This is a genomic window from Floridaenema flaviceps BLCC-F50, from assembly GCF_041929275.2.
In the GTDB taxonomy this organism is placed as follows: Bacteria; Cyanobacteriota; Cyanobacteriia; order Cyanobacteriales; family Aerosakkonemataceae; genus Floridanema; species Floridanema flaviceps.
Map to the genome: position 1 here is coordinate 3,170,212 of NZ_JBHFNR020000001.1, position 12,617 is coordinate 3,182,828.

Below are 12,617 nucleotides of genomic sequence, written 5' to 3' on the forward strand. Positions count from 1 at the left end.
TTTTTATCAGGTTAAATTAATCTGGTATAAGTTTTTAACCGTTACCCATAATCCTCAACTCAACAAATCTAAACTAAGAAACAAAGCAATATTGATTTTGTTTATTAGTTGACGCAGCCCCTTTATCTACCCTGTCACATTATGGAATCAATTTTGCACGTACTCGAGCAACCAATTGTGCCGTTTGCGATTCTGCTAGCGGTAATTCTCACTGTACCTCCCTTATTTGAAAGATTGCGATTGCCGGGATTAGTTGGTTTACTAGCAGCAGGTGTTATCCTTGGCCCAAATGCTTTAAAAATATTAAATACTAAACAACCAACTATGGAATTACTTTCAGACATTGGGTTAGTTTACCTGATGTTTGTTGCGGGTTTAGAAGTTGATATGGAACAGTTTCGCAAAACTAAATATCGTTCCGCAGGTTTTGGCACTTTTACTTTTATTGTGCCGTTAATTTTCGGAACAACTGTGGGGCGAGTTTTTGGTTTTGATTGGAATGCTTCCATTTTAATTGGTTCTTTGTTTGCTTCTCATACTCTTTTGGCTTATCCAATTGTGAGTCGTCTTGGGGTAGTGGGAAACGAAGCGGTTACAGTGACAATTGGGGCGACAATTTTTACTGATATTGGTGCTTTGTTAGTATTAGCTGTTTGTATTGCTATTCATAAAGGTGAGTTTTCTGTAACTAATTTATTAACTTTGTTGGTGATGTTAATTGTCTATTCTGCGATCGTCCTATTTGGTTTTGATTGGGCAGGGAGGCAATTTTTCCGGCGTACAGGTGACGATCAAGGAAATCAATTTTTATTTGTGTTGTTAGCAGTTTTTCTTGCTGCTTTGGGGGCGGAATTAATTGGGGTAGAAAAAATTGTTGGGGCTTTTTTGGCAGGTTTGGCGGTGAATGATGCGATCGGAGAAGGGCCTGTCAAAGAAAAGGTAACATTTGTTGGTAGTGTCCTATTTATTCCGGCTTTTTTCGTGGATATGGGATTACTCATTGATATTCCTGGCTTTCTGAAAAGTTTGTCGTCAATTTGGTTAACATTGGCAATTGTTATTGGGTTAATTACAAGTAAATTTTTAGCGGCTTTGTCCGCTAAGTTATTGTACCGCTACAACAAGCAAGAAATGTTAACTATGTGGTCGTTATCTATGCCGCAAGTAGCAGCAACTTTAGCAGCCACATTGGTAGGTTATCGAGCCGGAATCCTGACAGAAGGAGTATTGAATAGCGTTTTAGTATTAATGTTAGTAACCGCTACTTTAGGGCCATTAATTACTAGTAAAGTTGCTCCAGGTTTGCGTTTACCGGAGACTAATGTTGCGCCTGTGGAGCCGAAAACAGAAGTACAGGAAAAGGAGGAAGTTAGTCCTTTTACTATTGTAGTGCCAGTAAGAAATCCGCAAACGGAAAGGTTTTTAATTGAAATAGCGGCAATGTTGGCAAAGCATGAAGGTGGAAGAATTTTACCATTAGCTATTCCTCAAGCTCATGCTCAAATGGATGCTTCTGAGTTGGATCAAGCTCTAAAACAAAATGACATCTTACTTAAACGAGCAATGGAAATAAGTCGAGAATTAGGTGTGGAAGCAGAACCAATATTACGAATTGATGATGCTGTTGCTCAAGGAATTAGTCGTGCTAGTCGGGAAAACAATGCTAATTTAATTGTCATGGGTTGGAGTAATCGCGCTAGTTTTCGGGCAAGATTATTTGGTAATGTGATTGATGGGGTTTTATGGGCATCTCATTGTCCGGTGGCGATTACCCGTTTGCTGGATTCACCTAGTAAGATTGGGCGCATTTTGGTGCCAATGGAAAATTTTACTAATCAAGCGGTTAGGTTGCTCAGATTTGCCAAGATTTTAGCTGATGCGAATCAGGCACAAGTAACTTTGTTGAATGTTTGCGATCGCCGCACTACTGATAGTAAAATTGCTTGGACAACTTCTCAGATGAATTTGTTAGCTGATAAATGGATTCCTCACATTAATACTGATGTTAAAGTCGTGGCTAATGATGATATCGTGAAAGCTGTACTTATGGCATCACAACTTTCGGATTTAGTAATTTTGCGATCGGAACGGCAACGCACTGCTGGGGGATTAACAATGAGTAATATTACTACCGAAATAGTGCAACAGCTTCATTGCTCATTCGTGTTGTTGGGGGAACCACAAAAAAATTATCGAGAAGTTGTTTCTTATTAAAGTTAAATTTACCTAACTTAAAATGGCGGAAATAATTATCCGATAAAAAAAGGCTAAAAACCCAACTGTAGAAGTTTTCTTAGCTTCTGTCTTTCTAAGTGAGGAGCGAGTGGAGATGATTAAATTTCCTGGGATTCTTCCATGATTTCTATTATCACCCAACCGATGTAAGACAGCGCCAGTACCAGTACAACGGAAACTAGATAAGCAAGTGCGAATGTTTGCAGCGCGGAAGAGAAGGAAATGTATGGTGCCATAATTTGGCCTCCTGAACATTATGCTATTTCTAATATTCCCTCAATTGCGATCTTTTTATCTACTGATTTATAGTGATTTATACTCTATCTATTGGTTGAGTTTGCTTAGTATTCGTAATAAATCCCATAAGCAAAACAAATTTGGGCCCAAAGTCTGAGTGCGATCGCTAACCCTAATCAACTAAGATGAATTTAGATGTGCCATATTTATCTGGCATAACTTGGCAAGAGGAGAAAATTACTCTAATACTCTCCTCTTTTCGAGCAAATTAGTAACTTTAGATACTAAACAACTTAATGAGTACGACGACAGGGATTTTGTAACAGTTTGCCGTCGCCATCCATACTAAAATCTTGTCCGGGAATTAAACCTTTGGCAATTAACTGTTTATAGTTAGTTACTGCAATTATTCTTTTAATTTCGCTTTTAATCTCCTTCGGAATTAGATTTTCAGCACACCAGAAAAATAAATCTAAATCAAACCATAATAAACGTTCTAAACTGACTAATACTACACCAGCGACTTCTTCTAGGCTCAGTTGTGCTTTCAGACTTACAATCAAGTCAGAAACAATCTCTCGATGGCGAGTCATCATTGCTGTAGTCAACTTAGAAATTTCTTCTTCTAACAGGAAATAATTCATGCCAACAACACCTTGTTATTTACTAAATGTACAGCTTGTTCGTTAACAATTACCGTTTCGCTAAGTATACCCAAAGGTGGATATAAATATACCGGAAGTGGGATGGCAGAATATAAATTTTTTTTCAATTTTTATCGCTAGTTGATAAAATCTTTGTCAAGATGAGATAGTTTGGTTACTCTGTGGGGTACTCTAGAATAAGTTCTGATCTACTAGCTTTACTAGAGGTTGATAGATTTTGTTGGGGGAATACAACATCGCTACAAGCTCTAGGAAGGTTCGATCGTAATAAAATAGATTCAAGATTTTCTCATCTCAATAGTTGAGTGTGGTAGCAATAATGAAAGCTTTATCCTTGCTTGATGAAGTCGTCAAAAATTTAGAAGAACATCAAAATTCTTTACGTATTAGAAAACTCATTTACGCAATTTGTAAAAATAAGTGGGAAAATGATGCCAATAAGTTAAATAGTATACAATTAAAAGAACTAATACAAGAATTGCAAATAGCAAATCCAACTTTAGATTATTTGAATTTTTCTTTAGATAAAGTTGTCAAAACCTTGAATAAACCAATGGAATATGCTTTAGTAGCTGATGTAATTGCGGAAGAGATGACGAGGCTTTATCCAGATGCAGAGGAAGCTACGCAACAAGTTGTAAAAAGCAATCCGGTGCCACCACAATCTGTAGAATATAAGCCCAATTTAGGCTGGGATGAACCGCCAATCAGTTACGATCCTTTTGAGTTGCGAGTGGAAATCATCAAATATACTAATCCACTCCGGGCGAAGATTCTGGCGTATTCGATCGTTTATCATATCTTCGACTTTAGTTCTCAAGATTGGTTAAGCTTAAAAACCAAAGAATTAGACGATTTATTGCAGAAGTTATTTGACAGATGCAAAACTTTAAAAGACTTGGAATATAACCTGCAAACAGTAGCGAAAAACTTAACCCCAACAGATGAGCATACACAAGCAGCAGGGGCAGTTTATCAAGCAATGAAACGGTACTATGCTAACCGGGAATCAAATCAGTATCTACCAGAAAACTTTGTGATGAATTTTGAGGGGGAAATCACAGGCGGGAAAGATGATCTAGATGATGGCGAAGAAACTTGTCAAATTCGCCCATCTTAAAACTTGAGAAAATTTAGATGCACAATTAAACCAACCAATATGAATCCTAATGAACTGTTAAAACGTTATGCCGCAGGTGAAACACAATTTGTGGGAATTAATTTGCGGGGTGTCAATCTTTTTAATGCAGATTTGATTGGCATAACTCTCACGGGTGCAGATTTAAATGGGGCTAATTTGATTTTTGCTTATTTGAGTCGGGCGCATTTACGCAAAGCCAATTTAATTCGGGCTAAACTGGATGGAGCGAACTTAAATCAGGCAAATTTAACTGCTGCTAACTTACACAATGCTGATTTACATGGTGCTAGTTTAAAAGGTGCTGATTTACGCAGTGCAGATATTACCTTAGCCAATCTTTTAGATGCTAATTTAATAGATGCAGATTTGCGGGGAACTAATTTAAGTGGTGCTAATCTCACTGGTGCTTGCTTGCGGGGGGCAAATTTCCGGGAAGAAAAGCGAATTTACACAGCAAATTTAATCGGCGCAAATTTACACAAAGCTGATTTACGTGGGGCGAATTTAACGGGCGCAAATTTAGCGAAAGTAGATTTAAGTGGCGCTAATTTAACGGAAACAACTTTAAGGGAAGCTGATTTAAGTGGGGCTAATTTAGCAGGAGCAAAATTGGGTAGTGCTTATCTCAGTGATGCTAATTTGAGTGGCGCGAATTTAGCTGGTGCTTATATGCGAAATACTAAATTAGAACGAGCAAATTTAGCTGATGCAGAACTGACAAATGTGGATTTACGAGAATCTTTGCTGACGGATGCAAAGATGAGTAGGGCGAAAATGAGTCGGGCAAATTTGACTCGCACCAGATTAATTAAGGTGGATTTAAGTCGGGTAGATTTGCGGGAAGCTAACTTATTTGAAGCAGAATTAATTGAGGCTTATTTGGCAAGGGCTGACTTTTATGGTGCGAATTTGCGAAAGGCGAATTTGGCGAGGGCAGAATTGAGTAGTGCTAATTTAATGGGTGTAGAATTGGCAGGTGCTACTATGCCTGATGGTTCAATTCATGATTAGGGTATTTTGTTCACAAATAGTTGGTAGCAATTTTTGCTTGGTTTCAGTAATTTTACAGTTCTAAATCGTTCTTCAGGTTAGAGAAAATGTTTATAACCGCTCGGAGAACAGCTAAAATGATTAGTCAAGATTTAGATTTATCGTCATTAGTTAACAGAATTGAGAAATTAGAACAACAGCAGAATGCTATTAAGCAATATCTGACAAAATTTAAAGTTCAGTTCGATAGTCTAGCAGAGCAATTTAACAATCGACCTGAACAAGAACAGTTGGCAACTTTACAAGCGGAAATTGCCAAGTTAGTAACAGGGGATTTTTCTCAACAACTTGTAACTAATAATGGTTCAAGTAACGGACAAAAACCTAATGTTTCTTCGCAAAATCTCTCTGATGATGATCTTTTGAATCAATTATGCGATCGAGTTGAGCGAGGAACACAAGCTGGGGATCTCAAAGCACCAATGGTTCAACCTGCAAGTAATCCAACTGTTGGTACTCCTATAAAAACTACTAATGTGGAATCTACCGAAAATCAAAATATCGGTGATTCTACTGAAGTTGAGGAAGAACCTACTTTCAGCGCAGAGGAATTGTTAAAGAGTTATGAGCAGGGAGAACGGAATTTTATAGGGGTTAATTTAGCGAAGCTTGATTTCAGCGGAAAAAACCTAAGTAAAATCAATCTGAATGAGGCTAATTTGCAAGGAACAAACCTCTGTGAAACTCAGTTAACTCACGCCAACTTGATTGAGGCTAACTTACAAGCTGCCAATCTGAGTAAGGGGAATTTTGAACAAGCAAAACTCCTGAATGCAAATCTAAATAAAGCAAATCTACAGGGAGCATTACTCTACTATGCCAACTTAACTGCAAGCAATATATGTGCTGCAAATCTAAACGCTGCTAAACTAAATTGCGTTAATCTGACTACAGCAAATTTAAGTGGATCAAACTTAACGCAAGCAGAGTTATGTAGTGCCAATTTAACCACAGCTGACTTAAAGGGAGCTAACTTAAATAGTGCTAATCTAAGCAGTGCTAACTTGACTGGAGCAGATTTGAGTCAAGCTAAGTTGACTCAGGCAATTTTGAATTCAGCCAATTTAATAGGTGCTAATTTAACGGGTATAAGTATCGTTGGAGCAAGCCTTACATACGCTAATCTAAGTGGACAAAATTTAAGTTGTCTTAACCTTTGTGGAGTTAATTTATCAGAGAGTAATTTGAGTGAAGCAGACTTAAGTTCAGCAGACTTGCGTGGTGCAAATTTACAGGGTGCAAACTTGGAAAAAGCTAACCTCAAAGAGGCGAAACTTACTGGCGCAAATCTGGAAAAAGCAAAGCTGACTGGTGCTACTATGCCTGATGGTACAACTCATGAATAAAGGAATTTACTAATTTAAATTTGTTCAGTTGATCAAGCTGATGAAGCTATACTTTGTCAGCTTTGATCTTTTTAATAAGTAGTCGGACAAAAGTAAACGACACTGGCAGCAGCAATGGAAAAAATAATGCTTTTTGTTGATATTGATGGGGTAATCAATGTCCGCAGTTTGGGCAATAGCGAATTTATCGGTCGCTATCAAGGATTCGATTTATATGGTTCTCCAGTGCCAATGGCGCGAAAATTTCTCCAAATTGTAGACCAAGCTGAGTGGATAAAACCGCTGTGGATATCTTGGGGTTGGCGAAAACACGCACTCTTGTGGAATCATTGGTCTAAAACTCGTCATTGGCAAACTGGATATCCGATTTCTTATCGAGAAATCCAAGATGTAATGACAAATTATCCAAAAATGTTCTTAGATGAGATCGAAGATGGCAAAACATTAGCGGCGATTTGGCATAGTAAGGGAGCGAATAAAATTGTCTGGATTGAAGACGGCTTTCCTTCATCAGCGATCGCTTGGGCGAAAGCAGATAATCGGGTAACATTAATTGATACCCTCCATCCCTCTGACATCACTCAATTGGGAATTCAAACTTGGAACATCGATAAAATTGAAGCAGCACTTAACTTAAAATTTTTAACCACAGATGAAAGCAGATGAACGCAGATGTAAAGGTAGCGGTTCAAAAAAATCTAGCCTTACCTGCTGGCACACATCAGACTAAGAGAGCGTTACACTAGATGATTGGTAGACAAGCTGGAAATTATGACTATTTTTACTTTGCGATCGCTAAAAAAAGACTTCGGCATCAAAGAAATTCTCAAAGATGCCAGTTTTAGTTTAGATGAGGGTGATAAAGTTGGGCTAATTGGCACTAATGGTTCGGGAAAATCGACTTTATTGAAAATGATCGCAGGTTTAGAACCAATTGACGCGGGCGACATTTGGGTTAATTCGGGTTCTAAAATTGTCTACCTACCTCAACAACCAAATTTAGATGAAAATCACACGGTTTTAGAGCAAGTTTTTGCTGATAGTGGCGAAAAAATGGCGTTAGTACGGGAATATGAAGAAATTTCCGATAAACTTGCTCACGGACATGGAGATCATGACAAATTAATGTCGCGTTTGTCTAGTGTTTCGCAACGCATGGAAGAGGTGGGTGCGTGGGAATTGGAAACTAACGCGAAAGTGATTTTAAGTAAGTTGGGAATTGAAGATTTTAATGCCAAAATTGGCGATTTGTCAGGAGGTTATCGGAAAAGAATTGCTTTAGCGACGGCGCTTTTATCCGAACCTGATGTGTTATTAATGGATGAACCGACGAACCATTTAGATGCGCTTTCGGTGGAGTGGTTACAGAGTTATTTAAATCGGTTTCGCGGTGCTTTGTTGTTGATTACGCACGATCGCTATTTTTTGGATAAAGTAACTAATCGGATTATTGAGATCGATCGCGCAGACCTTTACACTTATTCTGGTAACTACGCTTATTATTTAGAGAAAAAAGCCGAATCTGAAGAATCAGCTGTTAGTAGTCAGCGCAAACACGCGGGAGTTTTGCGCCGCGAATTAGAATGGTTGAAAAGAGGGCCAAAAGCACGCAGTACTAAGCAAAAAGCGCGGATCGATCGCATTCGAGAAATGCAAGCGCAAGAGTTCAAACAAACCCAAGGAAAAGTTGAAATTTCCACCGTTGGAAGACGCATTGGCAAGAAAGTAATTGAACTAAAAGAAATTTGCAAAGCTTATGGCGATCGCACTTTAATCAAAGATTTTACCTATAATTTCAATCCCGAAGATCGCATCGGAATTATTGGTAGCAACGGCGCGGGAAAATCCACATTAATGGATATAATTACCGGAAAAGTGCAACCAGATTCGGGAACTGTAGAAATTGGTTCAACAATTCATATTGGTTATTTCGATCAACACTCGGATGATGTAAACATAAACGAAAATCAGCGAGTAATTGATTACTTAAAAAATATCGCCGAGCTCGTGGAAACTTCCGACGGAAGCGTAATTACTGCGTCGCAAATGTTGGAAAGATTTCTGTTTCCGCCGAATCAACAATATGCGCCAATTAGTAAACTTTCCGGTGGCGAAAGACGGCGCTTGTTTTTATTAAAAGTGTTGATGAGTGCGCCAAATGTATTGATTTTAGATGAACCAACAAATGATTTAGACGTGCAAACTTTAGGGGTTTTAGAAGAGTATTTGGAAGATTTTAATGGTTGTGTAATTGTGGTGTCGCACGATCGCTATTTTCTCGATCGCACCGTAGACGTAATTTTTGCCTTTGAAGCAGGGGGAAATTTACGGCAATATCCGGGAAACTATTCAGTTTATTTAGATTATAAAGCTGCCAAAGAAACCGAAGAAAAAGAAACCAAAAAAACCAAAGAACATTCTGCATCTAACGAGCGAAAATCCAAAACCGAAAATCCCAAATCAAATCAACTCGTAAACTCTCTTTTAACGAAAAGCGAGAATACGAAGGACTAGAAAATAAAATTCCTGAAATGGAAGCCGAAAAAGAAGCAGTTGAGAAAATTCTCTACAATAATCCTCCGAGTGATTTTAATGAATTACAAAAATTAACTGATAAATTGGCTGCATTGACAGAAGCGATCGATTCTGCTACCGAAAGATGGTTAGAATTAGCAGAAAGAGCAAGTTAATTGTTCGTTGTGAGGACTTTAGTCCTTGTTCGTTGTGAGGACTTTAGTCCTTGTTCGTTGTGAGGACTTTAGTCCTTGTTCGTTGTGAGGACTTTAGTCCTTGTTCGTTGTGAGGACTTTAGTCCTTGTTCGTTGTGAGGACTTTAGTCCTTGTTCGTTGTGAGGACTTTAGTCCTTGTTCGTTGTGAGGACTTTAGTCCTTGTTCGTTGTGAGGACTTTAGTCCTTGTTCGTTGTGAGGACTTTAGTCCTTGTTCGTTGTGAGGACTTTAGTCCTTGTTCGTTGTGAGGACTTTAGTCCTTGTTCGTTGTGAGGACTTTAGTCCTTCATTTGTCACACTACGACTGAAGTCGTCACAACGAACAGTTTTATTAACGTTGAACAGCAGTAGAATTTTGCCTTTTCAAAACTACTCTTTCCCCATAATTCAGCAACCTTTCCAAACTAGCTAAACGATTATTCCAAGTCTGTACCTGATAGTTATTTTTCATCGAATGTAATCGCATCCAACCGCTAAATTGAAAGCGAAAAAGTGTTAAAGCTTTCTTCGCCGCATCAAAATTACTAGCATTAGGTTTTTCTGCTAAACGATTGAATGCTTTTAAAAGTTCTGCGCTTTGGGTGTTGTATTGCGATCGATCATTTGGCGACATCAACAATTGATTTGAACTTAACAAAAAGTTCCATTCTCGCTGAAGAATAGTTAACCGATTTGCTGCTGCTGCAAAAGGTTGACGCAAAGGGAATGGTTCTTTACTATCCCGCATTACTGTTGCTTGAGTGCGGTTAAAAATTCCCTGCAAACTATTACTAAAATGCTCCATTGCAAACAAAGCGTAACCGCCATTTGGAGAATCTCTGACTAATTGAATTTGATCGATCGCACTCAATTCAGGTAAATTTAAAAGTAAAATCCCTGGTAAAACTAAACTTCCACCCAAACTATCATTAACTAACCAAGGTTGCGCCAATTCTTGAAAACGATTCGTATCTTGAGCATAAGCCATTGGTAACACTAAATCTACATCACCTCGCCTTGCCCAAACTTCCCAATGTTGTTGTAACATTTCAACTCTTTGGGCTTCTGGATAACCAAAAACCGCCACTGATAAAATTAAATCAGACCTTTTTTGGCGTAACATTTGGGCAACTTCCGCCACAAAAGAATTAACTTGTTCGGTGCGAAACTCAGTCCATTTTTGCCAAAGCGGACTACTAGGAGAAATATTAATTGGATCGACACCAGTTAATTGTTGAAATTGCTGTCTCGCCGCACTACCATATCCGTAAACTAAACCCCGTCTAGGGTCTTGAAATGGGTAACGAATGTAATCTAATTGCAATCCGTCTACTTTATAACGGCTAACAATTTCCTCAAATAACTTAAGTAAATAACGCCTTACTTCAGGATTCGCTGGGTCTAAAAATGGCTTGGTTTGTTCCAGAGGAATAATGTTACCGCGATTATCATAATTTGCCCAATCTGGATGGGCTGTTAATACAGGGCCAAGATAGTCTTGTGGTTGATTTAAAATGGTATTATGGCGTTGATTTCCGATCGCAAAAGTCCACACCCAAGCGTGTAATTCCATCCCCCGTTCATGCGCCAATTTAACCGCCGCTTCTAACGGGTCCCAACCTTTAGTTAAAGGGTTTTGTTCCGGTGCAACTTGACTAGGATAAATTGGATAACCAGCATTAACAACTTCAAAGAAAACTGTATTAATTCCTGCTTGTGCCAAGCGGTCAAAAACCTTAGCTAAACCCTGTTCAGAACCAGCTTGTACAATCGTTCCTCTATCTAACCAAATAGCCCGAATTTCCGAAGTTTCGACTCTGGCATCGAGCGGGTACAAATTCCACAAATTAGCCCTTGTTTTTAACCATTGACTCCGGGCATTAGCATAGTCTCGATTAGCAATTAATTCCGGCAAAGATTGCAAAAGATCTCGCGCTTGTTGCAGCGTATTTGCTGCTGATAACTGATTATTAGTTAAAGTAGTAGCAGCAACCGTCGTTGGAGTATTTCCAACTTTTCCCTCTGCAATTCTTACCGAATTATTAGCAGCATTAGCAGTTAACAAAGCACTTTCCACCCTACCAATTAAATTTTCTAACTCTTGACGCATGGCGATCGCCTCCGACGGCGAAATCGCCTCCGCCCCAGGCGCAACCCGAATCCCCGCCGTAGCAACCCTTTCCGTAGGGTCAGGCATTGGCGGTTGGGGACTGGAAGTGACAGGCAGGATGCCTGTCCTACGGGATTGGGGACTGGAAGTGACAGGCAGGATGCCTGTCCTACGGGATTGGCGATTGGGTACAGGCGTTGGCAGATTGGGAACCTGAAGAGTTGCCGGAGACACAACAGACACCTCCCCTCTGCCCCTCTGCCCCTCTGCCCCTCTGCCCCTCTGCCCCTCTGCCCCTCTGCTCCCCTGCCCCTCTGCCCCCCTGCCCCTCTGCCCCTCTGCCCCTCTGCCTTGCACCACAGGCGCAACGGCAACAGGCACAGCATCAGGGGCGACGCAATTTCCGGCAGTGGCGACAGATGCCGTAGTTGTAGATTTAACACCGTAGCGATTGAGGGCTGATTTCAGCCAAGCTAAATCTGTTTGGACATTTGCCACCGCATCCACACCCCAGCGCCAACCGAAAAAAGTCGTCTGGTTAGTATTGACAACTGCTGGAGGACTATCCTTAACTGACCAAGTAGCGACAGTTTGACTAGTAAGAGTTGTGGGAATCACTACTCCCCCGTGAACCGTACCCCGAAGCGAGGATTCAGAATCTTTTTGCTGATTAGGTGTTTTGCTAGGTTTCAGCGTCGAAGGTTCCGAGAGAGGAAAAGCCCAATAAGCGCCCAAAACACCGCGCAACATTTGGCGCACTTCTGGCGCAGAAAGATTACCAGCAGGCCCACTAACAATTAAGCGACCGCCTTTTTTAATCCATTCTGTGAGTGCGATCGCCTGTTGCGGTGATAAACTTTCCACATTCGGCAAAAATAGCACCTTAGTACCCGTCAAATCAGCAGCTTTCTGGACACTCTGCAAATCCACCACACAATAAACCACACCACTCTGATTCAACCGATTAGTAATCCCCATCCATTGCGTAGCATTATCCCCACTCCGCACCACGCCTAAAGTCACACCTTCCGCCAAAGCAGCAGAAGGCAGCAAGCAGAAGCCACAATACAGAAGCCAGAAGGCAACACTTTTCCTCACACTTAACTCCTCACACTAAATCAGTC

General features: G+C 40.0%; 11 protein-coding genes. 7 read left to right on the forward strand and 4 right to left on the reverse strand.

All coding sequences use genetic code 11. The features are described from left to right. The first annotated feature begins 141 nt into the window (after positions 1–141). Positions 142–2,214 (forward strand): cation:proton antiporter domain-containing protein, encoded by a 2,073-nt coding sequence (locus ACE1CI_RS15310; RefSeq protein WP_413263272.1) that lies wholly within the window; start codon positions 142–144, stop codon positions 2,212–2,214. A 119-nt stretch (positions 2,215–2,333) separates the two neighbouring features. On the opposite strand, the gene ACE1CI_RS15315 is transcribed toward ACE1CI_RS15310, so the two are convergent. The 3 genes from ACE1CI_RS15315 to ACE1CI_RS15325 all read right to left on the reverse strand — a co-directional run bounded on the left by ACE1CI_RS15315 (position 2,334) and on the right by ACE1CI_RS15325 (position 3,244). After that, the gene (locus ACE1CI_RS15315) at positions 2,334–2,471 is read right to left on the reverse strand and encodes a hypothetical protein (RefSeq protein WP_413263273.1); all 138 of its coding nucleotides are present in this window, start codon (positions 2,469–2,471) and stop codon (positions 2,334–2,336) included. 294 nt (positions 2,472–2,765) lie between these two features. Continuing rightward, the gene (locus ACE1CI_RS15320) at positions 2,766–3,116 is read right to left on the reverse strand and encodes a hypothetical protein (protein ID WP_413263274.1); all 351 of its coding nucleotides are present in this window, start codon (positions 3,114–3,116) and stop codon (positions 2,766–2,768) included. Next, a complete protein-coding gene (locus tag ACE1CI_RS15325) occupies positions 3,113–3,244 on the reverse strand; it encodes a hypothetical protein (RefSeq protein ID WP_413263275.1) in 132 nt (43 codons plus the stop codon). Before ACE1CI_RS15325 ends, ACE1CI_RS15320 begins: the two co-directional genes overlap by 4 nt. A 212-nt stretch (positions 3,245–3,456) precedes the next feature. Here ACE1CI_RS15325 and ACE1CI_RS15330 point away from each other — a divergent pair, with 212 nt between their 5' ends. The 6 genes from ACE1CI_RS15330 to ACE1CI_RS15355 all read left to right on the forward strand — a co-directional run bounded on the left by ACE1CI_RS15330 (position 3,457) and on the right by ACE1CI_RS15355 (position 9,364). Continuing rightward, complete coding sequence (locus tag ACE1CI_RS15330; RefSeq protein WP_413263276.1) at positions 3,457–4,257, forward strand: hypothetical protein; 801 nt, start codon at positions 3,457–3,459, stop codon at positions 4,255–4,257. 39 nt (positions 4,258–4,296) lie between these two features. Further along, a complete protein-coding gene (locus ACE1CI_RS15335) occupies positions 4,297–5,289 on the forward strand; it encodes a pentapeptide repeat-containing protein (RefSeq protein ID WP_413263277.1) in 993 nt (330 codons plus the stop codon). A gap of 116 nt (positions 5,290–5,405) precedes the next feature. Beyond that, positions 5,406–6,674: a pentapeptide repeat-containing protein gene (locus tag ACE1CI_RS15340; protein ID WP_413263278.1), complete on the forward strand. Its 1,269-nt coding sequence runs from the start codon at positions 5,406–5,408 to the stop codon at positions 6,672–6,674. Between the two features lie 126 nt (positions 6,675–6,800). Then, on the forward strand, positions 6,801–7,340 hold the full coding sequence (locus ACE1CI_RS15345) for a hypothetical protein (RefSeq protein WP_413263279.1): 540 nt from the start codon (positions 6,801–6,803) through the stop codon (positions 7,338–7,340). 105 nt (positions 7,341–7,445) lie between these two features. After that, a complete protein-coding gene (locus ACE1CI_RS15350) occupies positions 7,446–9,188 on the forward strand; it encodes an ATP-binding cassette domain-containing protein (RefSeq protein ID WP_496615493.1) in 1,743 nt (580 codons plus the stop codon). A 17-nt stretch (positions 9,189–9,205) separates the two neighbouring features. Then, positions 9,206–9,364 (forward strand): ABC transporter C-terminal domain-containing protein, encoded by a 159-nt coding sequence (locus ACE1CI_RS15355; protein ID WP_496615494.1) that lies wholly within the window; start codon positions 9,206–9,208, stop codon positions 9,362–9,364. 371 nt (positions 9,365–9,735) lie between these two features. Here the strand turns inward: ACE1CI_RS15355 and ACE1CI_RS15360 are convergent, their stop codons facing one another. Next, positions 9,736–12,591 (reverse strand): family 10 glycosylhydrolase, encoded by a 2,856-nt coding sequence (locus ACE1CI_RS15360; RefSeq protein ID WP_496615495.1) that lies wholly within the window; start codon positions 12,589–12,591, stop codon positions 9,736–9,738. Positions 12,592–12,617 lie beyond the last annotated feature (26 nt).

Excerpts from the sequence above, each read along its gene's own strand:
- ACE1CI_RS15335 (WP_413263277.1), top strand. The coding sequence starts at position 4,297 with ATGAATCCTAATGAACTGTTAAAACGTTATGCCGCAGGTGAAACACAA.
- ACE1CI_RS15345 (WP_413263279.1), top strand. The coding sequence starts at position 6,801 with ATGCTTTTTGTTGATATTGATGGGGTAATCAATGTCCGCAGTTTGGGC.
- ACE1CI_RS15315 (WP_413263273.1), bottom strand. The coding sequence starts at position 2,471 with ATGGCACCATACATTTCCTTCTCTTCCGCGCTGCAAACATTCGCACTT.
- ACE1CI_RS15355 (WP_496615494.1), top strand. The coding sequence starts at position 9,206 with ATGGAAGCCGAAAAAGAAGCAGTTGAGAAAATTCTCTACAATAATCCT.
- ACE1CI_RS15350 (WP_496615493.1), top strand. The coding sequence starts at position 7,446 with ATGACTATTTTTACTTTGCGATCGCTAAAAAAAGACTTCGGCATCAAA.
- ACE1CI_RS15310 (WP_413263272.1), top strand. The coding sequence starts at position 142 with ATGGAATCAATTTTGCACGTACTCGAGCAACCAATTGTGCCGTTTGCG.
- ACE1CI_RS15330 (WP_413263276.1), top strand. The coding sequence starts at position 3,457 with ATGAAAGCTTTATCCTTGCTTGATGAAGTCGTCAAAAATTTAGAAGAA.
- ACE1CI_RS15340 (WP_413263278.1), top strand. The coding sequence starts at position 5,406 with ATGATTAGTCAAGATTTAGATTTATCGTCATTAGTTAACAGAATTGAG.
- ACE1CI_RS15320 (WP_413263274.1), bottom strand. The coding sequence starts at position 3,116 with ATGAATTATTTCCTGTTAGAAGAAGAAATTTCTAAGTTGACTACAGCA.